Source organism: uncultured Roseibium sp. (genome assembly GCF_947499295.1).
In the GTDB taxonomy this organism is placed as follows: Bacteria; Pseudomonadota; Alphaproteobacteria; order Rhizobiales; family Stappiaceae; genus Roseibium.
Genome location: NZ_CANMNP010000003.1, coordinates 91,741 through 115,880 on the forward strand (window position 1 = coordinate 91,741; position 24,140 = coordinate 115,880).

General features: G+C 55.0%; 25 protein-coding genes. 9 read left to right on the forward strand and 16 right to left on the reverse strand.

The annotated features are described in order from the left end of the window. Positions 1-242 precede the first annotated feature (242 nt). Positions 243-1,331, reverse strand: coding sequence for a YjgN family protein (locus Q0835_RS06965; RefSeq protein WP_298959697.1), 1,089 nt, complete (start codon positions 1,329-1,331; stop codon positions 243-245). A gap of 378 nt (positions 1,332-1,709) precedes the next feature. On the opposite strand from Q0835_RS06965, the gene Q0835_RS06970 reads away from it, so the two are divergent. The 3 genes from Q0835_RS06970 to Q0835_RS06980 all read left to right on the forward strand — a co-directional run bounded on the left by Q0835_RS06970 (position 1,710) and on the right by Q0835_RS06980 (position 3,514). Beyond that, a complete protein-coding gene (locus Q0835_RS06970; RefSeq protein WP_298959699.1) occupies positions 1,710-2,534 on the forward strand; it encodes a rhodanese-related sulfurtransferase in 825 nt (274 codons plus the stop codon). Positions 2,535-2,661: 127 nt separating this feature from the next. Then, positions 2,662-3,249, forward strand: coding sequence for a hypothetical protein (locus tag Q0835_RS06975; protein ID WP_298819282.1), 588 nt, complete (start codon positions 2,662-2,664; stop codon positions 3,247-3,249). Positions 3,250-3,289: 40 nt separating this feature from the next. Continuing rightward, positions 3,290-3,514: a hypothetical protein gene (locus Q0835_RS06980; RefSeq protein ID WP_298819284.1), complete on the forward strand. Its 225-nt coding sequence runs from the start codon at positions 3,290-3,292 to the stop codon at positions 3,512-3,514. 27 nt (positions 3,515-3,541) lie between these two features. Here the strand turns inward: Q0835_RS06980 and Q0835_RS06985 are convergent, their stop codons facing one another. Next, entirely contained in the window at positions 3,542-4,441 is a 900-nt protein-coding gene (locus tag Q0835_RS06985; protein ID WP_298959701.1) for a LysR family transcriptional regulator, read from the reverse strand. Between the two features lie 107 nt (positions 4,442-4,548). On the opposite strand from Q0835_RS06985, the gene Q0835_RS06990 reads away from it, so the two are divergent. Next, on the forward strand, positions 4,549-4,980 hold the full coding sequence (locus Q0835_RS06990; RefSeq protein WP_298959703.1) for a DoxX family protein: 432 nt from the start codon (positions 4,549-4,551) through the stop codon (positions 4,978-4,980). Between the two features lie 38 nt (positions 4,981-5,018). Next, positions 5,019-6,017, forward strand: coding sequence for a glutathione S-transferase C-terminal domain-containing protein (locus tag Q0835_RS06995; RefSeq protein WP_298959706.1), 999 nt, complete (start codon positions 5,019-5,021; stop codon positions 6,015-6,017). Here Q0835_RS06995 and Q0835_RS07000 read toward each other — a convergent pair. Both Q0835_RS07000 and Q0835_RS07005 read right to left on the reverse strand, forming a co-directional pair. Next, a complete protein-coding gene (locus Q0835_RS07000; RefSeq protein ID WP_298959709.1) occupies positions 6,006-6,896 on the reverse strand; it encodes an SMP-30/gluconolactonase/LRE family protein in 891 nt (296 codons plus the stop codon). The genes Q0835_RS06995 and Q0835_RS07000 overlap by 12 nt on opposite strands. A gap of 209 nt (positions 6,897-7,105) precedes the next feature. Continuing rightward, positions 7,106-7,573 (reverse strand): Lrp/AsnC family transcriptional regulator, encoded by a 468-nt coding sequence (locus Q0835_RS07005; protein WP_298819294.1) that lies wholly within the window; start codon positions 7,571-7,573, stop codon positions 7,106-7,108. A 181-nt stretch (positions 7,574-7,754) separates the two neighbouring features. On the opposite strand from Q0835_RS07005, the gene ald reads away from it, so the two are divergent. Continuing rightward, positions 7,755-8,894: an alanine dehydrogenase gene (ald, locus tag Q0835_RS07010; RefSeq protein ID WP_298959712.1), complete on the forward strand. Its 1,140-nt coding sequence runs from the start codon at positions 7,755-7,757 to the stop codon at positions 8,892-8,894. Positions 8,895-9,046: 152 nt separating this feature from the next. Here the strand turns inward: ald and Q0835_RS07015 are convergent, their stop codons facing one another. Then, positions 9,047-9,301: a hypothetical protein gene (locus Q0835_RS07015; protein WP_298819299.1), complete on the reverse strand. Its 255-nt coding sequence runs from the start codon at positions 9,299-9,301 to the stop codon at positions 9,047-9,049. A 210-nt stretch (positions 9,302-9,511) separates the two neighbouring features. On the opposite strand from Q0835_RS07015, the gene Q0835_RS07020 reads away from it, so the two are divergent. Continuing rightward, entirely contained in the window at positions 9,512-10,573 is a 1,062-nt protein-coding gene (locus tag Q0835_RS07020) for a peptidoglycan-binding domain-containing protein (RefSeq protein WP_298959715.1), read from the forward strand. A 362-nt stretch (positions 10,574-10,935) separates the two neighbouring features. Then, positions 10,936-11,472 (forward strand): hypothetical protein, encoded by a 537-nt coding sequence (locus Q0835_RS07025; RefSeq protein ID WP_298959718.1) that lies wholly within the window; start codon positions 10,936-10,938, stop codon positions 11,470-11,472. A 244-nt stretch (positions 11,473-11,716) separates the two neighbouring features. Here Q0835_RS07025 and Q0835_RS07030 read toward each other — a convergent pair whose 3' ends face one another. The 5 genes from Q0835_RS07030 to pgi all read right to left on the reverse strand — a co-directional run bounded on the left by Q0835_RS07030 (position 11,717) and on the right by pgi (position 15,894). Then, positions 11,717-12,448 carry a DNA alkylation repair protein gene (locus tag Q0835_RS07030; RefSeq protein ID WP_298819305.1) on the reverse strand — a complete coding sequence of 244 codons (732 nt, stop codon included), beginning with the start codon at positions 12,446-12,448 and terminating at the stop codon, positions 11,717-11,719. Between the two features lie 604 nt (positions 12,449-13,052). Further along, the gene (locus Q0835_RS07035; RefSeq protein ID WP_152500912.1) at positions 13,053-13,325 is read right to left on the reverse strand and encodes a hypothetical protein; all 273 of its coding nucleotides are present in this window, start codon (positions 13,323-13,325) and stop codon (positions 13,053-13,055) included. Positions 13,326-13,423: 98 nt separating this feature from the next. Continuing rightward, positions 13,424-13,693 (reverse strand): bacteriocin, encoded by a 270-nt coding sequence (locus Q0835_RS07040; protein WP_298959721.1) that lies wholly within the window; start codon positions 13,691-13,693, stop codon positions 13,424-13,426. Between the two features lie 51 nt (positions 13,694-13,744). Beyond that, positions 13,745-14,014 carry a glycine zipper domain-containing protein gene (locus Q0835_RS07045; protein ID WP_152500913.1) on the reverse strand — a complete coding sequence of 90 codons (270 nt, stop codon included), beginning with the start codon at positions 14,012-14,014 and terminating at the stop codon, positions 13,745-13,747. Between the two features lie 257 nt (positions 14,015-14,271). Continuing rightward, the gene (gene pgi / locus Q0835_RS07050) at positions 14,272-15,894 is read right to left on the reverse strand and encodes a glucose-6-phosphate isomerase (protein WP_298959723.1); all 1,623 of its coding nucleotides are present in this window, start codon (positions 15,892-15,894) and stop codon (positions 14,272-14,274) included. A 317-nt stretch (positions 15,895-16,211) separates the two neighbouring features. Here pgi and Q0835_RS07055 point away from each other — a divergent pair, with 317 nt between their 5' ends. Beyond that, positions 16,212-16,838 carry a PilZ domain-containing protein gene (locus Q0835_RS07055; RefSeq protein ID WP_298959725.1) on the forward strand — a complete coding sequence of 209 codons (627 nt, stop codon included), beginning with the start codon at positions 16,212-16,214 and terminating at the stop codon, positions 16,836-16,838. Positions 16,839-16,876: 38 nt separating this feature from the next. Here the strand turns inward: Q0835_RS07055 and eda are convergent, their stop codons facing one another. The 6 genes from eda to Q0835_RS07085 all read right to left on the reverse strand — a co-directional run bounded on the left by eda (position 16,877) and on the right by Q0835_RS07085 (position 24,106). Beyond that, on the reverse strand, positions 16,877-17,515 hold the full coding sequence (eda, locus tag Q0835_RS07060; protein ID WP_298819317.1) for a bifunctional 4-hydroxy-2-oxoglutarate aldolase/2-dehydro-3-deoxy-phosphogluconate aldolase: 639 nt from the start codon (positions 17,513-17,515) through the stop codon (positions 16,877-16,879). A 172-nt stretch (positions 17,516-17,687) separates the two neighbouring features. Continuing rightward, positions 17,688-19,508 carry a phosphogluconate dehydratase gene (gene edd / locus Q0835_RS07065; protein ID WP_298959727.1) on the reverse strand — a complete coding sequence of 607 codons (1,821 nt, stop codon included), beginning with the start codon at positions 19,506-19,508 and terminating at the stop codon, positions 17,688-17,690. Positions 19,509-19,646: 138 nt separating this feature from the next. Then, complete coding sequence (gene zwf / locus Q0835_RS07070) at positions 19,647-21,122, reverse strand: glucose-6-phosphate dehydrogenase (RefSeq protein ID WP_298819322.1); 1,476 nt, start codon at positions 21,120-21,122, stop codon at positions 19,647-19,649. A 99-nt stretch (positions 21,123-21,221) separates the two neighbouring features. Further along, positions 21,222-22,169 carry a carbohydrate kinase gene (locus Q0835_RS07075; RefSeq protein WP_298959730.1) on the reverse strand — a complete coding sequence of 316 codons (948 nt, stop codon included), beginning with the start codon at positions 22,167-22,169 and terminating at the stop codon, positions 21,222-21,224. 78 nt (positions 22,170-22,247) lie between these two features. Then, positions 22,248-23,021, reverse strand: a complete 774-nt coding sequence (locus Q0835_RS07080) for an ATP-binding cassette domain-containing protein (RefSeq protein WP_298819328.1) — start codon at positions 23,019-23,021, stop codon at positions 22,248-22,250. Further along, positions 23,021-24,106: an ABC transporter permease gene (locus Q0835_RS07085; RefSeq protein ID WP_298959732.1), complete on the reverse strand. Its 1,086-nt coding sequence runs from the start codon at positions 24,104-24,106 to the stop codon at positions 23,021-23,023. Before Q0835_RS07085 ends, Q0835_RS07080 begins: the two co-directional genes overlap by 1 nt. Between the last annotated feature and the right edge of the window lie 34 nt (positions 24,107-24,140).

The window sequence follows — 24,140 nt, forward strand, 5'->3', positions numbered from 1 at the left end:
GAGGAGAACCTGCAGGGTCATGCTTATGTATGGCTCAAGGACGTTGACACTGCAGTTCAAGACCAGATTGGCGTCCTTCGGATCGTCCGACACAGGATTGTCTTCTACGTTGCAATCCTGTCCTGGACGGCCCGAAAGCATATTTTTATGCGTCCGTACTCCGGGAACAACCTGCTTTCATGCGCATTCACATGAAAGCAGGTTTTGGGTTCGGTGCCAGTGCGGCAATTGCTCCTTTCGCTCTAAAGCCCGAATTCGATGCCTTCCATGGCGGTGAACTCGGCAGCTGCAGCTGAACCTTCCTGGATGTTGTCACCGACAAAAGTGTCCAGCGGCTCCAGTGATTGCAATTGCGTCTGGTCCGCAAAATAGCGCCAGGTGCGCACTGCGGCCCAGGGGCGCATCAGACCCAGTGTGAACAGGATGACGACAAGGTTGGACAGTAGGATCCAGAGGTAACGCCGGCGGCTGAGGCTTGAGCGAAGCCGGTGCCGGTTTTCGTTCAGTGTTGTGCTGTTGAAGGCGATATTGCGGACACCGGCAGCATAAAAGATGAAGGCAAGGACCGGTGCTGTATAGATCAACACGCCGAACAAAAGGAAGCTGAAGGCGAAACCGGTGGGAACAGCGTCATCACTTTCAAAGGCCGTTCCGATGCCGGAAAAATCGATACCAGAGAGCAGTGCCACCGCAACGGAAATGATCCCGATGACAATGAAACCGAGGAACATGACAAGGATGGTCATACCCCAGTTGGCATAAAGGTCGCCGAGGTTTGGATCAGTCTTGAACGAGGAGTTTCCATAACGCAGGCGATTGCCGATATAGGCGTTGTGCATGCGTGAGGCCACGGGTGCCAGGACGCCGGCTGTCAACACTGCGACCATCGGCATGACGAGGAAAACAAGAAAGGCTTTCCAGTAAGACGGTTCGAAATTGAAGCGCAGGTTCCGGTAACTTGTAACGCGTGCATTGAATCTGATGGATCGGTTGAACAACCAGGGAACGAAGCCGAGATAGATCAGGATCAGAATACCGGCTAGGGCGGGGGATATGAACGCAAGCGCTTGGTAGATCACGAGCGCGATGATGACGATGATACGGCCGATCAGAATGTTGATCGGTCTGGCGTGATACTCGAAATTGTGGCCATCAAGAACCGTGTTTCCGTAAAAGTAGCGTTGATGCCGAACTTTGGCCCAGGCGCTGTAAATGCCGAGAGTGACAATCGTGAGCAGCAGATTGACGATCCAGATGCCGAAATACTCGCCCGCCCGGCCGTTAAATTGAAACGGATGGGTCACAGGCGTTGGTTGGGGGGTCGTGTCCATGTCTTTGGCCTATTTGAATAGAGAAACCTGAATGCTGAATAGTATGCCTTTGCGAGAATGGGCATTAGCACGGAATGATTTGCTGGTATGTGATCTGGATACCAGAATGGTCTGATTAATGGAGTTCAGACCCGAGCACAATCATACGTTTCAGCATGGTTAAGGACACCGGCCTCGAAACCGGTTGCCGGGCCGACCAACCTGGTATGTCTCGGATTGGATATGGTGGGAGTGGGCGAAGGCAGGCGGCCTGGAGATCCGCGATACTGCGGACTTTGCAGACTGGCTATCGAGCCTGTATAGAGAGTGCGAAATGCGTATCAGCCGCCAGATTGTCTTGCGCTGTACCAGGCACATTCAACAAAAAGAAAAAGCCCGATGAACGATTTCCTCGTTGCCGCACTCTATTCGTTTACACAGCTCGATGATTTCGAGGCGCTGCGTGATCCCCTGAAGGCATTCTGTGTCGCGCAGGATGTGCGCGGCAGTCTTTTGCTGGCATCTGAAGGCATCAACGGCACAATCTGCGGTCCGGAAAGCGGTGTGCGTGCGGTTCTCTCTCACTTGCGCGCGGACCCTCGTTTGAAGGATCTGCATCACAAGGAATCCTGGACGCATCGCCACGTGTTCAAGCGCATGAAAGTCCGCTTGAAACAAGAGATCGTGCGCCTGGCTGTCGACGGTATCGATCCGAATGAGATCGTCGGGGAATATGTCAAACCCGAAGATTGGAACGACTTGATCTCCGACCCGGATGTTGTCGTGATTGACACGCGCAACGACTATGAATTCGCCTTTGGCACTTTTGAAAAGGCGCTCAACCCGGAAACGCAATCATTTCGAGAGTTTCCGGCTTGGGTGGAAGAACAGGAAGCATTGCAGAAGAAGCCCAAAGTGGCGATGTTCTGCACCGGCGGTATCCGCTGTGAAAAAGCAACCGCATGGATGCTGAAAAACGGGTTTGACGACGTCTACCATCTTGAAGGTGGTATCTTGAACTACCTGGAGAAGGTTCCCGAGGAAAACAGTCTGTGGAAGGGCGAATGCTTCGTTTTTGACGACAGGGTTTCGGTGGACCACCAGTTGCAACCCCGCTGGGGCGAGTGGGTGCCGGAAGAAGCCAAGCACATAATCAATGAAGACACAGACTACGAAAAAGGTATCAGGGGCGACGAAGCCCAGACTGCGCAGACCAAGGTTTGACACGAGTTCAGTCCCGAATTGGCACGAAACGCGTTAACGATTGTTAACTTTTTCGCTTTAACCCATTGAAGAACTTCCCTAAAGTCAATGAGCAGAGCCGTTTCTGCACCAGACTGGGGGAAGTATCATGCGTCGCAGGTTCTGGAGCGCGGTCGCCGCGCTGGTGATTAGTCCGTTGATGGGGTCAGCTGCATTCGCTGGCGGCCAGGCGCTTTCCTGCTATGAGCAGGCAACTGTGCCAGCTGTCTACAGGACTGTTCATGAGAAGGTTCTGGTACAGGCCGCGTCCAGCTACGTGGTGAAAAAGCCCGCCGTCTACGGCTATCAGAGCCGACGTGTTCTGGTCCAGCCTGAGCGTGTGACTTACCGCAAAAGCCCAGCCGTCTATCAGACGCAGCACCGCCAGGTTCAGGTGCAGCCAGCAAGTATCGGTTGGGAATACCGGATGATCAAAGGCCGCAATGTCTTGTGCAAGATCAAGCACCCAGCCGTTTTCAAAACCGTCAGTCAGAAGGTTCTGGTTCAGCCGGCATCGAAAGTTGCCGTGCGTCACCCAGCTGTCTACAGCTCGGTCAAGGAAAAGGTCCTGATCCAACCGGCAAGGAGCCATGTGGTCCAGAAGCCGGCAGTGTACAGAACAGTAAGTCGTCAGGTGCAGGTTCAACCCGCCAGGACAGTCTGGAGACCGGTAAGGGTTCGCGGCTGTCGTTATTGAGGCACCTTGCGATGATCTCTTATGTTTCCGGAGAAGGCCGATGATTTGTACCTTGATAGCCTCTTCCATTCTTTTGAGTGTCGAAGGCGGTTCGATGGCTGTTCTCATTCCGGAAAATCAGTCTGTGCGGATTTTCAACGAGAAGAACGCCAACGGTGAAAATGCGGTCGTGCATCTTTTCGGTGAGACCAAGATTCAGGTGCCGGGTGTGACCGCCGAACAGGTGATTGCCGCGCTGAAATCATGCGGCAAGGATCAACGCTGACAGTCGATCTACGACCCAGCGCTGAAATCACCACTCCGTGGCGGTTTCAGACAGCTTGTCCGCCAGAAAATCGACAAAAGCCCGGACCTTCGGCGCCAGGTTACGTTTGGAATTGTACAGCGCATAGACGTTGATGTTGAACGCGTTGAAGTCGGAAAGGGTGGTTTCCAGCCTGCCTTCTCGGCGCTCCTTGGCGATCATGTATCCCGGTATGAGCGCGATTCCGCTTCCTGCAAGGACGATATCCTTGACTGCTCGCGCACTGTTGACCGCAAGCGGCCCGTTGACCTGAACGGATCGGATTTCCCGATCCATCTTGAAGGGCCAGGAATAGGCGTTTTGAAAGTTTGTGTCGATTACACATCGATGATGTTCAAGGTCGGTTGGATGTGCTGGTTTCCCGCACCTTCTGAAGTATTCGGTTGAGGCGCATAAGTGGATCGGGGCAGGTGCGAGCTTCCTTGCGATCAACGCTGAGTCCGCCAAATCGGCAATTCTGACGGCGACGTCAAAACCTTCGTCGACAAGGTCGATGTGCCGGTCTGTCAGATTTAGATCCACGGAGATCTCCGGGAACTTTTCGGTAAAGGCCGGCATCAGTGGGGCTATGAACATCTCGCCAAATGTTGTCGGCGCCGTCACCGACAGTCGGCCACGAGGGCTGGCTGCCTGGTTCTGGATCAAGGCCTCCAGTTCCTCAACATCTTCCAGGATCTGCCCGCACCGCCCATGGAAGATGCGACCGGCCTCGGTCAGACTGAGGCTTCTCGTTGTCCGGTTCAAAAGCCGTGTTCCCAAATGCGCCTCAAGCGCCTGCACCTTTTTGCTGGTCAATGTTTTCGACAAGCTCAGTCTGTCGCCGGCCTTGGTAAATGATCCTGTTTCAACCACGGCCGAGAAGGCGCGCATGCAATCGATAAGGTTCATATTGTGCACTTTTTTGATACTATAAGTTTCTATTTCAGTTATTTATCGCATATTTTTCTTCAATTATGTCTCTGGAGCAACAAAAATCTGACTTCAGGGAATTTGTGATGATCGATACCAGGACCGCCCCTTATGCCGCGCTTGTGTTGCGCGTTTCGCTGGGGCTTCTCTTCCTTGCCCATGCCGGGCTCAAGTATTTCGTCTTTACGCCTGCCGGCACGGCTGGCTTTTTTCAGTCTCTTGGACTTCCAGGGGCTTTGGCCTACGTCACAATTCTGGCGGAGGTTATCGGTGCACTGCTGCTCATCAGCGGATTGTTTGCCCGGTATGTAAGTCTTGCGCTTTTGCCCATCCTTCTTGGAGCAATCATTTTTGTTCATGCGCAAAACGGCTGGCTGTTTTCCAATGAGAACGGCGGTTGGGAGTTTCCCGCGTTCTGGGCACTGGCGCTGATTGTTCAGTCTCTGCTTGGAGGCGGTGCCTATGCGCTCTCATTTGATGGTGGAAGAATAACTCTGCAACAGGAACCGGTGGCCTGACCATTGGCCCCTTTGACTGCTTAGCGAAAGGCAAGATCATGCTTGTTGATGGAAAGTGGAGTGCCGACTGGCACCCTTATCAAAAGAACGACGACAAGGGACGGTTCGTTCGCCAGACGTCCAGCTTCCGTTCGTGGATCACGTCTGACGGTAGTGCCGGGCCGGAAGGCCAGGCCGCGCACAAGGCGGTTGCCGGTCGTTATCATCTCTTCGTCAACTACATTTGTCCCTGGGCCGGGCGCACCCTGATTGCCCGCAAACTCAAAAAGCTTGAAGAGATCATCTCAATATCTGTTCTGGAACCTGTGATGACCCGACAAGGCTGGAGCTTTGGCGCATTCCCGGGGTCCACTGGTGCGGACACGGAGATCGGGGCAAAATACATGCACGAGCTCTATTCAATGGCCGACCCGGGATATAGTGGTCGGGCTTCAGTTCCAGTGCTTTGGGACAGGGCAAGACAGACGATCGTCAATAATGAGTCCGCCGATATCATCAGAATTTTCGACACCGGTTTTGAAAGTCTGACCGGAGAGAAACCAAGCCTGACACCGACTGAAAAGAAGTCTGAAATTAAGGCGCTGAACAAGCTTCTTTATGACACTCTCAACAATGGTGTCTATCGGGCTGGCTTCGCGAGAAGCCAGGCTGCTTATGAAGAAGCGGTCAAAACCATTTTCGCGACGCTCGATACGCTTGAGACGAAATTGTCCGATGGGCGTACATACCTGACGGGAGACGATATCGTTGAAAGCGATATCCGTCTTTATGTGACGCTGGTTCGCTTTGATGCAGCTTATGTCGATCTCTTCAAATGCAACTTGAAGACTATTCGCGAGTATCCAGCCTTGAGCGGCTACCTTGCGCGGCTCTACAAACAGCCCGCATTTGGTGACAACACGCGGATAGATCACATCAAGGCGGGCTATTATTCAATCGAAGCGCTCAATCCCGCAGGTCTTGTTCCTGTAGGACCGGCATTGCCGTTTTTGAACAAAGGTGCTGTGGAACCAACACCGGACCGGTCAGCGGCCTGATGTTTTAAAGCGATAGGTTTTCCGGCCAATTTGGCCGTGGCCTTCGACCAGGAACAGGCCGCCTGAGAGTGTGTCAGGCTCGATGGCTGTTGGATCCGCCGGTTGCTTGATGCTGGTCACGATCAGATGATCCAGTTCCGGGCCGCAAAAGCAGGGCATGGTCGGTTTCTCAACGGGCATTTTGATCGCCTGTAGAAGATTGCCGTCAGGCGCAAAGCAATTCAGGACACCTGCTGAAACGCCTGCACTCCAATAGTTACCGGCAGCATCGACAGTTGCCCCATCGGGACGACCGGTTTCATTTGTCTGCTGGGCAAAGAGCATCTTGGATCCGAGCGTGCCTGCGACAGGATCGAAAGAATAATACTCGATCCAGCCCGGTGAGGTATCGGAATGGAACATATACGTTCCGTCCGGCGTCCAGGCGAGGCCATTGGAACACAACAGCTCGTCGCGGATTTCAGCAGCCTCTCCGGAGGCATCGACCCGATAAAGGCCGGCAATCGGATCGCGCGGCGAGTTGGTGTCCATGGTTCCGACCCAGAATGCTCCGTCCGGGCCGACCTTTCCATCATTCAAACGTGTGCGCGGCTGGTCAGGTTGGATCTCCGCCAGCACCTCACTGTTGCCGCTTTCCGTATCGAACAGCAGCACCTTGTCCCAGACCGCGACGATCAGTCTTTCGTCCTCTGTCAGGCCAAAGGACCCGACCTCATTGTCGAAATGCCAGGTTGTGATGTCATGGCTCTCCCAATCCATCGACTGGATCGTGCGGCCCTGAATATCAGCCCAGAGCAGGCGGTTTTTTCTGTCATCCCAGGTGGGGCATTCGGCAAGCTGGTAGGTCGTGTCGATAAAACGCGTGATCGTGTGAGACACCGGCGCAGGTTCCTTGAAAAACCAAGTCTTTGAATGGAGGCGGACTATAGCGGGCGGGGCTCGCGGCGTCGAGACTTCAAAAGGACGCCAGGCTGCCAGTGCAGCAGCGGATAAACTGGCCGCGACAACGTCCTTTGGTGACCACAGAAGCGGACGGACAAAGCTGCGCGTCATCCGTCGAGAAAAACAAATGAGTGCCTTGCCGAGGCCTACTCACCGTTGAGTGGTATTGCTGTGCGTCGGACGATCGGCCGGATTGCGAAGGAGGATTTCATGCGAAGGACGCCTGGCAACTGAGCCAGATGATCCCGATGTATCCTCTCAAAGTCCATTGGGTCTTGCGCCGTCAGACGCAGGATATAGTCCGCATCGCCGGCCATTAGATAACATTCCATGATCTCGTCTGAGCGGGCGACCGCGCGCTCAAAATTCTCGAGCGTCTCCTTGGACTGTCCGACAAGCGAAATCTCGACAAAAACATCCATGTGTCTGCCGAGTTTCTTCTGATTGAGAAGTGCAACATATTTTTCGATGATCCCGGCGTCTTCCAGAGTGCGCATCCGGCGCAGGCATGCTGAAGGAGAAAGACCCACCTTGTCGGCAAGGTCCGCATTGGCGATGCGCCCTTCGCTTTGAAGCACATTCAGGATTTTTCGGTCGAGACGGTCGAGCTGCATTATGTTGCACCGCATATATTGCTGTCATGTAATGTCAAGTTAGCAGAAAATTCGAAGATCGAGAACTCTTGCGCACAAATCGTGTGCCGCTTGTCATTTTAAGAACAGTGAACGCAAGCACATTCGACAAGAAGGCGCGTAGAATTGAAAGCAATCAAAAACGCTTTCAGAGGAGACGGAAATGCGTATTGGTGTGCCGAAGGAAATCAAGAACCACGAATACCGGGTCGGTCTGACACCGGACAGCGTTCTTGAAATGATTGCACATGGTCATGAAGTCGTTGTTGAAACGAAGGCTGGTGTCGGGATTGGTGTGAGCGATGCCGACTATGTAGCCGCTGGGGCAAAGATCCTGCCGACGGCGAAAGAGGTTTTTGACGCCGCTCAGATGATTGTGAAGGTAAAGGAACCGCAGGCAGGCGAACGCGCGATGCTGCGTCCGGATCATATTCTTTTCACATACCTGCACCTGGCTCCTGATGCCGAGCAGACAGCTGATCTGGTAAAGTCCGGTGCAACCTGCATTGCTTATGAGACTGTGACCGATGCGCATGGCCGTTTGCCGCTTCTGGTCCCCATGTCCCAGGTGGCGGGTCGCCTGTCGGTGATTGCTGGTGCCAAGGCGCTTGAAAAAGCCCATGGCGGCTCCGGCACCCTGATCGGCGGTGTTCCCGGTGTGGAGCCGGCGAAGGTCGTCGTGATCGGCGGCGGTGTCGTTGGCGCTCATGCCATTACCATGGCGATTGGACTTGGTGCCGATGTTACCGTGCTTGATCGCAACACGGCGGTTCTTGGTGAACTCGCTCTTTCATTCGGCCCGGCCCTCAAGACAGTTTATTCCAGCAGAGCAGCGCTTGAGAGCCATGTGCTGGAAGCTGATCTTGTTGTTGGCGCAGTTCTGGTTGCCGGTGCAGCAGCTCCGAAGCTTGTATCGAAGGATCTCGTCGGCCGCATGAAACCGGGTTCGGTGCTGGTGGATGTGGCCATCGACCAGGGCGGTTGCTTTGAAACATCACGGGCAACAACCCATTCAGATCCGACCTATATCATCGACGATGTTGTTCATTACTGCGTTGCCAACATGCCTGGCGCAGTGCCGAAAACCTCGACCTATGCGCTCAACAACGCAACGCTTCCGTTTGCGCTGGCACTTGCGGACAAGGGCGCTAAGCAGGCACTGCTCGATGACCCTCACTTCCTGCCGGGCCTGAACGTCATTGGCGGTCAGGTAACCTGTGAAGCTGTCGCGACTGCACTTGGATATGACTATGTCGATCCGAAGGTCGCACTGGAACAGGCTGGCGCCAGCCAGGCGGCCTGATCTGACACATACGAATCTGAAAGAGCCGGCTTTTCGAGCCGGCTTTTTTGTTGATCCAATCCTTGCCAAAAAGCAGGTGGGCAAAACAGTAAAAGCGTGAATTGTGGCCGCGTTCTGAAGGCGCGTTCCTGAATGCTCAAAGCCTTGAGTGGCTATTTTGTCGGTTTGAAAATCGTATCAATAGCTTCAAACATGGTGTGGTAGAGCCCGACTTCGTCTTTGGCGAAATCCCCGTGCGGCACGGTTTTCTTGGCCTGGTTGAGCAGGTCGGACTTTATGGCGTCCAGGTCAATCCCTGCAGTCTCGGCATGTTTTTCAAGTTCAACATGCAGCCGTTTGGCAATACCGGCATAGGCGACAATTGCCGTCACCATGTGGGTAGGTTCCTCCGGTATCTCAATTTTCATTAACTTTGGGTCCCTTGCGCTATCTTTGGGGGCATGCCGATGTATTGATAGTCACTCTATACATCCCGCCATCCATGTCTCCGATCAAATCTTTCTGAATGTGACCAGGATCACTTTCATGGATGCCCTCTCAGAAGACACTGTTTCTGGAAACCAGGTATCAGTTGAGTGAACGTGCCACCGGCACAGAAGGCGAGTGAGTGGTTTGCCATGTTGAACTTAAAATCACCGGAGTTAAATTCTGTCGCCGTGTTAAGGCAGTTGACGAACAGCAATTATCTGAAGCGTGGCCGCAGAGGCCCAGAAATTGCGGCCGCACAGAAGGCGCTGGATCGGTTGGGATATGACATGACCCACTCAGAAAGCGTTCCCGGCGTCTTCGACGGTGTTTTCGGTGGTGGCACTGAAGCAACCATCAAGCTGTTCCAAAACCATCAGTACATAGTGGACGATGGGCTGGTTGGTCCGACTACAATCGGAAGGGTCGACACGGACCTTGCGTCTCTGCCATTTCCAACCGCCTCTGAGTTGGACGACACCTTCAAGATCATGGGTTCGGCTAAACCTGCCAACTTGAAAGAAGGGCACATCTGGCGGCCTTCCAGTTACGTACGCGCCGTGCGGGAGCAAATGGAGGATCTGTTCAAAACCGGAACCGTGCCGCGCGTTGTCTTCCATGCCTTTGGACCACTGCCGCGGAAAATTCGAGTTATCCCTGAGGGCGACCTGGAAAAAGCAGATGCCCGTTTCAAGCCGGCGAACGCAGGTCAGCCTCCACGTCTGTTCTTTACGCCTGGGAAGTATGTCCCAGGTTCGCCGTCCTACCTGGGGCCGGGCTTCAAGGCGGGAATGACACTGCTTCATGAGATTTTTCATGCAATGCGTGATTCAAATGGGAAATATCCATCCGATCAGAATGTTGCCGGACTGCATCCGGCGACCCATCCACCGGGAGAAGAAACAGGCTCGGTCAAAGCGGCCGATCGAAAGTTCTGGTTCAAGAACCGGGGCGAGTTTCTTGCAATCACTGTCGTCAACATTTTCAGGTCTGAGCTCAACCAGGAACCCCTTGGCAATGGACGGGTCGTCAAATTCTTGCGAAAGGATCATGGTTCTTCCTTCGAATTTCAGAAGATGGCCAGCCCTGAATTGTTTCACAAGAACCCAGAGTTTAGGGGCCACCTCGACGAGCTGAAAAGAGAGCAAGGTGGCCTTTTCTTTCGCCTTGCCAAGGTGGATGCGCCTTTTAACCCGATTAGGGATTTCAGTTGAAGGCGATCTTTGAGTGTAGGTGCTATGAAGCTGCTGCGTGCGACGCGTTGCTAAAAGCAAAAAGACTGCCGCCAAGTTCAAGCTGAAAATCAACTCTGCCGCTGTCTTCGGCACGCGCTGGGTTACCTGCCTCACGATTTCAACGGTCATGGGTTGTCTGGGACACCCGTTCCAAACCATCAGAATTCGTATGATCGTGTTCAGAAACTGGTGCGTTTCAGCGCTTGCAGTTGTTTTTCCATGTTCTTCGCTATCGCATTCAAACCAGCCCATGAGGGCTTTAGAACTATGTTTTTCCATAGGTTTTTATTTGCCCAGTGCTGATCTACGTTTTGTAGATACTATATTTTTGGAGAGCATTTATGGCTGACAATCCCTGTGATGGCCCTTGGGACAAATATTGGAACAAGGAAATCTGCAGCGTAATTTCAAACGCAAATGCACTCGGAGGCGAATTTGAAAATGCAGCAAAAGACCTTCGAGCACTCGCGCGGGCTACGAACGACATTTACGCAGAGGGCAAGCTCAACGCAGCAGCAGACAGGCTCGATAAGGCAAGCAAGGCGCTGAAGCAGCCCAATAAAATCAATGAAGCATTCAAGGCTTTCAACGCGATCAAGGCCTTTCATGAGAACTACAAGAAAATTACCCCTCAGTTGATTGAAAAGGATCCCGATGCGGCTGCCGATGCGTTTGGAAGAGTGCTGGCTGCAGGGGGAGAGGCGTTCGACAAGATGGGCCCACCTTTCAGTGTTTACGGCAAGTTTTTAACGGATGCAGGTGAGCTTATAGATGGCGTATTGCACGGTCTGATGCCTGACAAACGCAAGGGTGCCGCTTGGGAAATGTACCGGAAAGCGATGAACGGCGAATTGAGGGGCGACAAGCATTTGCGGTGATGCTCAAGCGCACCTTTACCCAGTAAATCACAATGAAAGATATCAAGAGAGCGGAGCCGGGGTTCTGACACTCGGCTCTGCCATTGGGTTAAAAGACTGTGAGGTAGCTGGCTGCTTTCTCATGCTGCAAATTGTCGTTCGTCGACAGGTTTTAAACCGGAGAAAGAATGCTTCGCAAAAGTCTCGCTGCCCCTTGATGCCTCGGCAATAGCAGAATGTCCGATCCCCTCGCCAAACGTAATTGTCAGGCGGATTGGTCAAAGACCGCTTGCCGTTCCGCACCTTTGATGTCGCGCAGTGCGTAAAGTGTAATTGTACTGCTTACACCGTTCTTTCGCAGACCTATGACATAGTTCAACACTTCTTCCTTGTGCCACCGCATAAGATCTCTCAAACACCATCCCACTCCAGTCTGCACCAGGTGTTCTGGATCGTTTATCAACGCGTCACAGTTCGCGAGTGCAACATCCTTGTACAATCCAGACTTTGCAATTTTGCGGGTGAAAATGACGACGCTTGCTCTACGGAGCCATAGATCATCATCGCAGTTCCACGAAACAAGCAGTTCAAGCAGCTCAGCTTCATGGATCTTTAGCACCTGGTTCAAGAGTGACCCGGTATACGCGTCTATCTTGCTCCAACCCTGAAGACCTCTGATCAAGTCCTCCAAGAGATCAAACCGGTCCGGAGTGAAATACTCGGGAATACGTTCCAGCAGTGTCAGTGCAACAGTCTTTTGCTCACCGTATCCGGAGAAAACAAGTCGCTTTGCCAGACAAACCTTCTGTTCATTGTCGAGAATGGAGAAGTCAGTTTTCAGGTCAGAGAGCACACGTTTCATTTCCGGTGCTCTGACCCCATACCCGAGATAGCGTGGATCTGGCTCGTTCGCATCCGCTGCATATGGCGAAGAGCCTCCGAGTGTTCTGAGTTTCAAAACGACCCGTTTGTGCAGCTCATCAATTGGAGTGTTCAATCAATGCCCTCCCAGCTGGCAATGCCTGTTTGACTTTAAAAACGAGCAAACAATCTTCTGCATCATCAGCACAACCAACATCGGGACCGATTGCAGTGACATCGAAGATTACTCCGTTCGCAGACAATCGCAATTTGTAAGGACATAGCCAGATTGAAGGAAGCGCCCAAAACCGGTGGGCGTGAGCTGGACGCACGATTGCGCTCGTAATCCTCCTTATTGAAAGTTGTGGTTTCGGTTGTTATTTTCGCTCTATGGGGGAATTTGGGGGATTTAAGGTTGCGTTGCGCAGCCTGTTAAGGCGGTTCGCATATCGTCTCATCAAACGGGATCTTGAAAAACAAGCTCCCGGCGTGAAAGTCGTTTTGCCTGAAGGTGAAAATCAAAAGCCCAGGGAACGTGAGAAGTAGATGTTTTCAGGGTAGGTGCAACCGAACGGTTCTTGGGTGCTCTAAAACGGGCTTGGCCCGGACAAGCACGCAATGAAAGGTCGGCAGGGTATTTGGACTAAAACGAAGACCTGCTTGACCCTTACGGACTTCAACTGCGCCAAAGTCGCTTCAAACGAATTAGCCTCTGTGCTCGCTGCGATATCTTTGAGGTTTCAAGGACACCGAACTTTGTAAGGCGTTCCATATTCATCATGGGCGATGCAATTTCGTGGGGTAGTGACGACGCCGACAATGCCGCCGCCTACAGCACCAAGGGCTGCGCCGGCTATGGTTGCGTTGACAGTCGATCCGGCAACCGCGCCAATCGTGGCACCGGTCGCTGCGCCAAGCCCGGCGCCGATCAGCATTCTGTCCCGCTGGCTCTCGGTATTGGCGCAACCAGCCAAAAGAACGGCGAAAGCTGCCGCAGTTAGGATGGGTTTCATCCGAGTTTGCCCCCTGGCGAAATTCAGTCCGCCAAGGGTGGGGATTTATGGTTAACAGTTTCTTACCAGCCTCGGGTTATCCAAGGACAGATAGGCTGTTAAGGGCAGACAACCCTGTAGGGATTGCCGTAGCGGTCATAGGCGACACAGTTTTTCGGTGTCGTTGCCGCCCCGACAATCGCGCCGCCTGCTGCGCCGATGGCAGCGCCGGCAAGCGCAGGTCCTGCACCGTTGCCGGCCGCAGCGCCGATGATCGCGCCTGTTGCCGCTCCAAGACCGCCACCAACAAGCGCGCGATCCCTCTGGCTGTCTGACTGGCAACCTGCCAGAAAGGCTGCCGATGCAGCAATAAGAAGCAATTTTCTCATCATTTCCATCCTACCGGTCACATCACCGAGGTGTTGCCTGTGCGTCGCGTCTTACGGGCAAGCCACGCGGTACGGGTTACCGTAGCGGTCATAAGCAACGCAGTTTTTCGGTGTCGTGGCAGATCCGACAATCGCACCGCCGGCACCACCGATGGCTGCACCTACAAGCGCGCCGCCGACATCACCAGTGGCCGCAGCACCAATGGCTGCACCTGTTGCCGCGCCAAGGCCGCCGCCGACGAGGGCGCGGTCGCGCTGGCTGTCAGACTGGCATCCGGCCAGCGCAAGGCCGACTGCAGCGAGCAGTACAAGCTTCTTCATGGAATTCGTCTCCTTTCCGGCCGCACGTGACGGCGTGTCAATTCATTAAAAGTCTGACCGAAGGTAAGCTGCTTTGCCGTTCGGGGCAATCGTTCATTCTTCCAAGCGTTTTGCGGCCACCGGGATATCTGATCAGAGTTCTTCAACGATGTGAACCAGATAGCGCCGTTAGGGCGAAAGTATGACGCTGACACGCGTTCCAGAGCGCCCGTTGCCATAAACGTTAAAGTGTTGCTTTTCGACCGCTCGGAAATCGTTCAGCTTCTGAGCGCTGCCAACAGTCCTTTTGTGGAGGCATCTTTGGTGTCTGCACTCGCGTCGCCCTTGACCATCGGTAGTAGCGCGGTCGCCAGTTCCTTGCCCAGCTCAACGCCCCATTGGTCGAAGGAATTGATGTCCCAGATAACGCCTTCGACAAATACCCGGTGCTCGTAAAGCGCGATCAGGCGACCGAGTGCAAAGGGCGTCAGGCTGTCATGGACCAGCGTGATAGACGGACGGTTTCCCGGAAAGACCTTATGAGGTGCCAGCCGTTCGACTTCGTCATCGGTCTTGCCGGAAGCTTTCAAAAGAGCTTTTGCCTCTTCCAGCGTTCTACCCAGCATCAAGGCCTCTGACTGCGCAAGGCAATTGGCGACAAGCAAGTCATGATGGTGCTTCAGATCGTCTTCGTGCCCATTGGCTGCGATCAGAAACTCACAAGGGATAACTGTCGTGCCCTGGTGGAGCAATTGGTAGAAAGCATGCTGGCCGTTTGTGCCGGGTTCGCCCCAGACGAGTGGGCCGGTTTCCTGAGTAACGGGTGTGCCATCCAGTTTGACGCTCTTACCGTTGGATTCCATATCCAGCTGCTGCAGATAGGCGGGCAGTCTCGACAGGCGCTGGTCATAAGGCAGGACAGCCCGTGCGCTGTATCCAAGAACATCCCGGTTCCAGATGCCGATCAAGGCCATCAATACAGGAAGATTGCCAGTAAGGTCGGCCTCCTGAAAGTGCTTGTCCATGGCATGGGCACCTTCCAGAAAGTCTGAGAAGGCATCGGGACCAATGGCAATCATCAATGGCAAGCCAATGGCCGACCAGACGGAATAGCGGCCGCCTACCCAATCCCAAAACCCGAAGACGCGCGACTGATCGATGCCGAATGCGGCTACTTTGTCGAGCGCGGTTGATACCGCTGCGAAGTGGCTGCCGACCGCATCTTCGCCAAGCGTGTCGGCGATCCATTTGCGTGCGGTTTGCGCGTTGGTCATGGTTTCAATGGTGGTGAAGGTCTTGGAAGCGACAATGATCAGTGTTGTTGCAGGATCCAGCTTTGCCAGCGTATCGGCAACATGGGCTCCATCCACATTGGACACATAATGCAATCCCGGCCCATCGTGATAAGGTGCCAACGCCAGCGTGGTCATGACCGGGCCGAGGTCTGAACCGCCGATGCCAATATTGACGACATCGGTAAAGGGGGTGCCCGTGGACGATGTCAGCTCCGCGGATCGCACCGCTTCGGAGAAGTCTGCCATGGCATCCAGAACTGCACGCACATCCGGCATAACGTCAGTGCCGTCGACAATCACGGGATCGTCCGACCTGTTGCGCAAGGCCGTGTGCAGCACGGCCCGGTTTTCCGTGCCGTTGATTTTTTCACCGGAGAACATTGCGGTGCGCCGGCCTTCAACGTCGGCAGCTTTTGCCAGATCGACAAGCTGAGCCAAAGCTTCGGCATCGATGATCGATTTGGAATAGTCGAGAAGAAGATCATCGGTTTTTGCTGAAAACGCATTGAAGCGTCCGGGGTCGTTCGCGAACAGATCCCGAAGCGTGGTGTTTTTCAGTTTCTCGGCATGCTGGCTGAGTGAAACGAATTGGGCTTCGAGTGCCATGAACGTCTCCTTAAATCGGTTTAATCACCTGAATTTAACCGTATTTTGGTTTCCGCGCTTCCATTAGCACAGGCTGTTCGGAAGGGGGAGGTCAAAATAGAAAATATGCTACCGGCGACGGTCTCGCGATTTCCAGCCGGGTTCCACCACGCGGGCCTCGCGCGCTTGTGACAAGTAAATTGCGTGTTGTGTCAATTACAAATTTTTTCAGGTGTGCCTACCATTGCAACCTGAGGGGGACGTGATTCTCTGCCCAATCTTGCTGGGCAAGACCAGTTTCTCAATGTTTGGCAACGAGCCGGAGCAAGGTTTGCGGCATGACGACGGAAAGCAGTGAAAATACCCTGTTTCACCTCAAGGATCAGCCGGATGCCGAGGAGGAAGTGCTCGTCGTTGATTTCGACAACCTTTCAGTGGTCAACGCCGTGGTCTCAAATGTCAATGAATGGGGGTGCCGTCTGACATCTGTCGATATTCAGCAACTTTACAAGAATATCGGCATTCGGGCCAAGGACGCTGGCAAGCTGGTCAAGGCGCACGTGACTTCCGTGAAGGGTAACGATGCGGCCGTCGTTTTTGCCAAGCAGGAGAAAATGGGTTCCGACAAGCGCCGTGAAAAGCGCAACGACGTCAAGATCCCAGTCAAGATTGCTGACCTGGACGGCATCACCGAGATCGAAGGAACCATTGTCGATGCCGGCAAGAACGGGTGCCGCGTCAAGGCCAAAGGCCTGACGGCACTGCCTGAGGAAGTCCTGCTGACGATGAACAAGTTCGACAGACCGGTGGTTGCCGAATTTGCCTGGCGAAATGAGTCCTCTGCCGGAATGCGCTTGTTGTGGAACAGAACGCTTGAACAAGACGACACCACGGCAGGTGGCGCAGCCGATGATGCCGACATGTCTTCGGAAGACGATCCCATGCAATCGGCAACCGAGTTCTGAGCTTCCCGTAAGCGAAGCCCTGCCTAATCATCGGATTTCTAGTCGTTCAGACCAGCGGCTGCACGCGCGCGCTCCTCGATACCCGACCAGTCTTCTGAAGCGATCGCCTTGGCATCGGCAATCCAGGAGCCGCCGACGCACAGTACGTTCGGCAGTTGCAGATAGTCCGGTGCCTTGTCCAGACTGACGCCCCCCGTCGGGCAGAACTTGGCTGCTGCGAGCGGCGAGGACAGGGACTTCAGATAAGAAGCGCCACCAGCCTGTTCGGCAGGAAAGAATTTAAGACGCTCGTAGCCACGCTCCAGGAGCCTCATGACCTCCGATGCGGTCGCCGCACCCGGCAGGAGAGGCACGCTGTGCTGATCAGCTGCATCCAGCAGCGCATCGGTGGCACCTGGTGACACGATAAATCGTGCACCGGCCGAAACGGCAGCATCATACTGCCTGTCATTCAGAACTGTACCGGCACCGACGATTGCACCATCCACGTGCTCGTTTACCGCATCGATTGCTTCCAGCGCGTGTGGGGTGCGGAGCGTGATCTCGATGGCTGGAAGGCCGCCCCGGACGAGCGCCTTGGCCATTGGCACAGCCTTTTTCGGATCTTCAACGACCAGAACCGGGATCACCGGAGCAGCGCACATCACACGTTCGATTTTTTCAATGTCCTGGGCCATATCGCCTCCAAAGTCTCTATCTGGTCTCTTTGTTGAACGCAGTGGACAGGGCCAAACCTACCAGCGTTTCTGCCTTGGTCCTGAGGGACTGATTGTGTGTCCCTGCTTTTCGCTGCGTTCCTGCCGGGTGGTCGATGGTGTTGTCCACCCTGGCTCTTGCATAAATTTTTCCTTAAGCGCCAAACACATGGGCGCCGGTATCGGCAGTGCCGACGGCGTTGCGGAAGACTGAGAAGAGGTCACGGCCAACGCCATCCTGGTGTTCGCTCAGATCTGCTTCTGCAAGCGGCCGCGCATTGAACTCCGCCTCATCAACCAGAACAGTCAATTCACCGCTGATCGCATTGACGCGGATCATATCGCCGTCGCGAATTTTCGCGATGGGTCCACCGGCAGCAGCTTCAGGTGTCACGTGAATGGCCGCCGGTACCTTGCCGGACGCGCCAGACATGCGACCATCGGTGATCAGCGCTACCTTGTGGCCTCTGTCCTGCAGAATGCCAAGGCACGGGGTCAACTTGTGAAGCTCGGGCATGCCGATTGCCTTCGGCCCCTGAAACCGGACAACCGCGGCAACATCTCCGGTCAGTTCCTTGTTGTTGAAGGCAGTCAGAAAATCGTTCTGGTCGTGGAAGACACGGGCAGGGGCCTCAATGATGTGACGTTCCTTGGCCACCGCGGATATCTTGATAACTGCCTTGCCCATGTTGCCGGTCAGCATTTTCAGCCCACCCGTTGGCTGGAAGGCTTTGGAAACAGGCGCGAGGACGGTTTCATCACCCGATGTCTGAGGCACCGCTTGGCGTTGCAGATTGCCTTCTGAATCGAGTTTCGCCTCAACGGTGTAGCCGGAAAGATCGGTGCCATACACGGTCTTCACATCCTGATGCAGGTAGCCTTCACCAAGCAGTTCGCGGATCAGGAAGGCGAGGCCGCCCGCTGCCTGAAAGTGGTTCACGTCTGCCTTGCCGTTGGGATAAACACGCGCCAGAAGCGGGACAACGTCGGAAAGGTCCGATATGTCATCCCATGTCAGGCGGATGCCGGCTGTCGCTGCGATTGCGACCAGATGCATGGTGTGGTTTGTGGAGCCGCCAGTGGCGTGCAGGCCAACAACACCGTTGACGATCGCCTTTTCGTCGATGACCTCCCCAACCGGTGTGAATTCATTGCCAAGTGCGGAGATGGCAAGAGCGCGTTTTGCGGCTTCTTTTGTCAGCGCGTCGCGCAGCGGTGTGCCCGGATTGACGAAGGATGCACCTGGCATGTGCAGGCCCATGATCTCCATCAGCATCTGGTTCGAATTGGCGGTGCCGTAGAAGGTGCAAGTTCCCGGAGAGTGATAGGCTTTGGACTCGCTTTCCAGAAGCGCATCCCGGCCAACCTTGCCTTCGGCGTAAAGCTGTCTGACCTTGGCCTTGTCATCGTTCGAAATACCCGTAGTCATCGGGCCCGCCGGAATGAAGACAGTTGGCAGGTGGCCGAATGACAAGGCCGCGATGGCAAGACCTGGAACGATCTTGTCGCAGATCCCGAGAAAAACCGCTGCGTCGAACATCTGGTGCGACAGGCCAACGGCTGCACCCATGGCAATCACGTCGCGGGAGAAAAGCGACAATTCCATGCCTTCCTGACCCTGGGTGACACCGTCGCACATTGCTGGGACACCGCCTGCAACCTGAGCCACTGCGCCAGCTTCCCGCGCAGCGTCACGGATCAGAGCAGGATAGGTCTCATAGGGCTGGTGAGCCGACAGCATGTCATTGTAGGAGGTGATAATCCCGAGATTTGGCACGACGTCGCCGGACAGAGCGTTCTTGTCGCTCAGACCGCATGCGGCGAAACCATGCGCAAGGTTGCCGCAGGAGAGGCGGGAGCGTTGCGGTCCCTGGTCGGCTGCCTTACCGATGCGCTCCAGGTATCTTGAACGGCTGTCATGGCTGCGTTTGACGATCCGTTCGGTGACGGCGCCGATGCGGTCCTGGATGGTCATTGCTTTGATCCTTTGCTAGCCGACTTGCGGCCTGGCTGTTCTTCTTCCAGCGAAAGCGGAGGACTGTTTCTGGCAATCCCCGCAATTCGCGGTATCTAGGTCAGCGTTTCGGCAGGCGGTCAGCCTGCTCATGTCCGTTTATTCGCTGTCGTCTTCCGACCATGTGCGGCCGTCGCGTTCCACCAGTGCGATGGAGGCCGACGGCCCCCAGGTTCCGGCGGTATAGCCCTTTGGAGCTTCCTTGGAGGCTGTCCAGGCTGCCAGGATCGGATCGATCCAGGCCCACGCAGCGTCGACTTCGTCGCGGCGCATAAAGAGTGTCTGGTTACCCCGGATCACATCCATGATCAGGCGTTCGTAGGCGTCAGGATTGCGCACTTTGAAAGCTTCGGCGAAGCTCATGTCGAGCGGGACCTGACGCAGGCGCATTCCTCCCGGGCCAGGGTCCTTGATCATCACCTGCATCTGTACACCTTCATCCGGCTGCAGACGGATGATAAGGCGGTTGGCCGTGATGGTTCCAGCTTCCACGTCGAAAATAGAATGGGGGATCGGCTGAAACTGCACAACGATTTCAGACACGCGCTGGGCCAGTCTCTTGCCGGTGCGCAGATAAAAGGGAACGCCGGCCCACCGCCAATTGGCGATTTCCGCCTTCAGTGCGACAAAGGTTTCCGTGCGGCTCTCGTTGTTTCCGAGTTCTTCAAGATATCCGGGAACAGCACCGCCTGCGGACGCGCCTGCACGGTACTGTCCACGAACGGTCAACTTGTCCGCGCTTTGCGCGTCGATCGGGGCAAGGGCTTTCAGAACCTTCAGTTTCTCGTCCCGAACGCTGTCTGCGTTCATGGACTCAGGCGGCTCCATCGCCACCAGACACAGCAATTGAAGGATGTGGTTCTGGACCATGTCCCTCAATGCGCCAGCCGTATCATAGTAACCGGCACGTCCGCCGGTTCCGAGGGACTCAGCAACCGTGATCTGGACGTGGTCTATATGGGCGGCATTCCAGAGTGGTTCGAACAGGGCGTTGGCAAAGCGCAACGCCATCAGGTTTTGAACCGTTTCCTTGCCCAGATAGTGATCAATCCGGAAGATCTGGTCTTCCGCGAAAACAGCGCCCACTGTGTCGTTGAGCGCCTTGGCCGATGCGCCGTCCTTGCCGATAGGCTTTTCCATCACAACGCGCGAGTTGCTGTTGACGACGCCGATACGTCCGAGGTTCTCGGAAATTGTGCCGAAAAGATCGGGGCCGACCGCCAGATAAAAAGCACGGATCACTTCGGGGCGTTCGACGAGAATTGTCTTCAGGTCTTCAAAGCCCTTGGCGGTCGCAATGTCGATCTTCACATAGTAGAGACGTGCCAGAAACTGCTTGAGATGTTCGTCGTCCAGGTCTTTGACGTGTTCCTTGAGTGCTTTTTCGGCGTAGTCACGGAAGTCGTCATGTGTGTAGTCGCGGCGAGCGCTGCAGATGATGCGCGCCTTTTCCGGCATCTGGCCATCCGCATCGCGATGATAAAGGGCCGGCAGCAGTTTACGGTGGGCGAGATCACCGGATGCGCCGAACACAACCAGATCGAAATCTTCAACTTCAATGACGCGTACCGCCATGGACAAATCCCTTCTAAACGGTCGACCGATTAACAGGTAATGGGTTCTCCGGCCGATTTCGGGTGTCTTTTAAATCGATTTAATTAACTTGTCAGCCCCTCATTTGAGCGCTGCCCATTCTTTTTCCAGTTCGGCCTTTCTCGGCAGGTTCGCACCGCGCCGCGCGCAGGTAACGGCCGCTGCCTGAACCGCAAACTCGACAAGTCTTTTTAGCTGGCCTTCATCCAGCGCGGCAAGAGCGGAGCGGTTGGTTGCTCCGAGTTCTTTCAAGCCTGCCAGAAGCGCAGCCTGAAAAGTGTCGCCTGCTCCGACCGTATCTTCGACCGCAACCTTAATGCCGGGCACGGTGAGTTCAATGCCGGGGGCAAAGACTGAGGCACCTTCTCCACCTCTTGTGACAATGACGAGCGCAACGCCTGATCGCAGCCAATTTCGAGCAGTGTCTTCAATGGAAATATCCGGTGTGATCAGCGCAAGATCCTCGTCACTGACTTTGACAATGTCTGTCAATGGGATGAGCGCTTCCGTGTTTTGTCGCCAGAGCGCCATGTCGGAGACGACGGTTGGACGGATATTCGGATCGAAGGAGACAAGCGTCCGGGCCCGCTCGCGCTCAATCAAGGCCCGTAACGCACCTGCTATTGGGTCGACGAGCGCAGTGTAGGAGCCGATGTGCAGGAAAAGCGGTGGTGTGCCGAAGGTAGGCAGATCGGCTTCCGTGACCATGCGATCCGCCGCATTGGAGCCATAAAACGTATATGCAGGAGACCCATGTTCGTCCTTCTGGACCAAGCTCAACGTTGTCAGATAGTTCGTTCTTAGAATGTAACGGTCCGAAACGCCTTCGGTCCGGAACTTTTGAACCAGCCGTTCCCCAAGAGCATCCTTTGAAATGCCACCGAAGAATGCAGAGTCTTCGCCAAGACGAGCTAGGCCCATGGCCACATTGAAGGGGGATCCGCCAATGCGGGCATCAAAACCGATGCTGTCGTCGTTCGTCGCTTCGCCGAACAGGTCAAAAAGGGCTTCGCCACAAATCAGAAACATTCGCTTTCCAAATCACTCGTTGTTTTCAAGCCGGCCCGGTGTTGCCGAGCAGGCTCAATTGAAGCTTTAGGGTGCCGTTCAGGCGGCAAGGTTTTCAGGCGGGTCCATCGCGCCGGTCATGATGGCAACCGCGTCCGACATGGAAAAATCGGAAGGCTTGATCACGCAGGCGCGCCGTCCGAGCCGGTGTATGTGGATCCGGTCGGCAACCTCGAAAACATGCGGCATGTTGTGGCTGATCAGGACGATAGGCATTCCACGTGCCTTCACGTCCTTGATCAGGTCTAGAACGCGCCGGCTTTCCTTGACGCCGAGGGCCGCCGTCGGTTCATCCATGATCACCACTTTGGAGCCGAAAGCAGCCGCACGGGCCACCGCAACGCCCTGCCGCTGTCCCCCGGACAGGGTCTCCACGGCCTGATTGATGTTCTGGATCGTCAGGAGACCGAGCTCGTTCAGCTTGTCCCGGGCGATTGCCTCCATACGTGCCCGGTCCAGCTGGCGGAGCCATTTGCCGCGAAAGCCCGGTTTCCTGAGTTCACGGCCCATGAACATGTTGTCGGTAATCGACAGAGCAGGCGACATGGCGAGCGTCTGATAGACAGTTTCAATACCGGCCTCCCGGGCGTCGATCGGTGAGTTGAATTGAACAGTCTTACCATCCAGCAGAACGTCGCCTTCATCTGGAAGCACCGCCCCGCTGAGGGCTTTGATCAAGGTGGACTTTCCAGCGCCGTTGTCACCGATGACGGCCAGGATTTCACCTGGGTAAAGCTCGAAATCGGCATGGTCCATGGCCACCACACGGCCATAGCGCTTGACCAGATTGCGCGCTTGCAGAACAGGTTCCATCAGACCGACACCTTTCTGATCCACTGATCAACTGCGACCGCTGCAATGATGAGCAGGCCAATGAGCAGGTAAGTCCATTGTGCGTCCGCGCCCAGCAGGCGCAGACCAAGGGTGAAGACACCGACGATAAGAGCTCCGAAGAGCGTGCCGACAATGGAACCGCGTCCGCCGAAGAGCGAGATGCCTCCAATCACCACAGCTGTGATGGATTCGATATTGGCAAGCTGGCCGGTGGTCGGAGAGACGGAACCTATCCTTCCGATCATGGCCCACCCTGCGAAGGCGCAGATAAGCCCGGAAAGCATGTACACCGAAATCAGCACCTTCTTGACCTGCACTCCGGAGAGTTGTGCGGCTTCCGGATCATCTCCGACTGCATAGACATGCCGCCCCCAGGCGGTTTGCCGTAAAACGTAAGCGAGGACGAAAACAAGCAGCACCAAGAAGATGACGCCGTAGGTGAAAATTGCACCGCCGATATTCACCTTGGTCCCAAAGATCTGAAGAAGAGGCGCGGCCTTTGCAATTTCCTGAGACCGAATGGTCTCGTTTGCGGAGTAGAGGAAGTTGGTGGCCAGAACGATTTGCCACATGCCGAGCGTAACGATGAAGGGCGGCAGTTTCACGACGGCGACAAGAAAACCGTTGATGTAGCCGCAAAGCGTACCGCAGATAAGACCGCACACGACGGCGACTTCCACAGGCAGTCCGTAGCGGAATGTGAATTGCCCCATGACGACGGATGACAACACCATGATAGCACCGACGGAAAGATCGATGCCGGCTGTCAGGATCACGATGCTTTGCGCCGCAGCCACAATGCCGACGATCTGAACCTGTTGCAGGATCAGGGTCAGGGCGAATGGCGAGAAGAATTTCGACCCCAGCAGAAGCCCGAACACGATGATGGAAAGCACCAGCACGATGAGCGGAACCAGTGCGGGGGTCTGGTGGAGCGCGTGCTGGATCTTTTGTCCAAATCCGCGGTGTTGGTCGTCGAATGAGGCGACTGCTTGCGGACTGGACGCGGTAGCGGCTTCGTAATTGTCCGCTTTTTTGTCGTCAGTCTCAGTGTCTGAGGTCATGCCCGTTTGTTCCTCTGTCACAAAAAAGAAGGGG

Coding starts and splice junctions, on each gene's coding strand:
- Q0835_RS06965 (WP_298959697.1), bottom strand. CDS start 1,331: ATGGACACGACCCCCCAACCAACGCCTGTGACCCATCCGTTTCAATTT.
- Q0835_RS06970 (WP_298959699.1), top strand. CDS start 1,710: ATGAACGATTTCCTCGTTGCCGCACTCTATTCGTTTACACAGCTCGAT.
- Q0835_RS06975 (WP_298819282.1), top strand. CDS start 2,662: ATGCGTCGCAGGTTCTGGAGCGCGGTCGCCGCGCTGGTGATTAGTCCG.
- Q0835_RS06980 (WP_298819284.1), top strand. CDS start 3,290: ATGATTTGTACCTTGATAGCCTCTTCCATTCTTTTGAGTGTCGAAGGC.
- Q0835_RS06985 (WP_298959701.1), bottom strand. CDS start 4,441: ATGAACCTTATCGATTGCATGCGCGCCTTCTCGGCCGTGGTTGAAACA.
- Q0835_RS06990 (WP_298959703.1), top strand. CDS start 4,549: ATGATCGATACCAGGACCGCCCCTTATGCCGCGCTTGTGTTGCGCGTT.
- Q0835_RS06995 (WP_298959706.1), top strand. CDS start 5,019: ATGCTTGTTGATGGAAAGTGGAGTGCCGACTGGCACCCTTATCAAAAG.
- Q0835_RS07005 (WP_298819294.1), bottom strand. CDS start 7,573: ATGCAGCTCGACCGTCTCGACCGAAAAATCCTGAATGTGCTTCAAAGC.
- ald (WP_298959712.1), top strand. CDS start 7,755: ATGCGTATTGGTGTGCCGAAGGAAATCAAGAACCACGAATACCGGGTC.
- Q0835_RS07015 (WP_298819299.1), bottom strand. CDS start 9,301: ATGAAAATTGAGATACCGGAGGAACCTACCCACATGGTGACGGCAATT.
- Q0835_RS07020 (WP_298959715.1), top strand. CDS start 9,512: ATGTTGAACTTAAAATCACCGGAGTTAAATTCTGTCGCCGTGTTAAGG.
- Q0835_RS07025 (WP_298959718.1), top strand. CDS start 10,936: ATGGCTGACAATCCCTGTGATGGCCCTTGGGACAAATATTGGAACAAG.
- Q0835_RS07035 (WP_152500912.1), bottom strand. CDS start 13,325: ATGAAACCCATCCTAACTGCGGCAGCTTTCGCCGTTCTTTTGGCTGGT.
- Q0835_RS07040 (WP_298959721.1), bottom strand. CDS start 13,693: ATGAGAAAATTGCTTCTTATTGCTGCATCGGCAGCCTTTCTGGCAGGT.
- Q0835_RS07045 (WP_152500913.1), bottom strand. CDS start 14,014: ATGAAGAAGCTTGTACTGCTCGCTGCAGTCGGCCTTGCGCTGGCCGGA.
- pgi (WP_298959723.1), bottom strand. CDS start 15,894: ATGGCACTCGAAGCCCAATTCGTTTCACTCAGCCAGCATGCCGAGAAA.
- Q0835_RS07055 (WP_298959725.1), top strand. CDS start 16,212: ATGACGACGGAAAGCAGTGAAAATACCCTGTTTCACCTCAAGGATCAG.
- eda (WP_298819317.1), bottom strand. CDS start 17,515: ATGGCCCAGGACATTGAAAAAATCGAACGTGTGATGTGCGCTGCTCCG.
- edd (WP_298959727.1), bottom strand. CDS start 19,508: ATGACCATCCAGGACCGCATCGGCGCCGTCACCGAACGGATCGTCAAA.
- zwf (WP_298819322.1), bottom strand. CDS start 21,122: ATGGCGGTACGCGTCATTGAAGTTGAAGATTTCGATCTGGTTGTGTTC.
- Q0835_RS07075 (WP_298959730.1), bottom strand. CDS start 22,169: ATGTTTCTGATTTGTGGCGAAGCCCTTTTTGACCTGTTCGGCGAAGCG.
- Q0835_RS07080 (WP_298819328.1), bottom strand. CDS start 23,021: ATGGAACCTGTTCTGCAAGCGCGCAATCTGGTCAAGCGCTATGGCCGT.
- Q0835_RS07085 (WP_298959732.1), bottom strand. CDS start 24,106: ATGACCTCAGACACTGAGACTGACGACAAAAAAGCGGACAATTACGAA.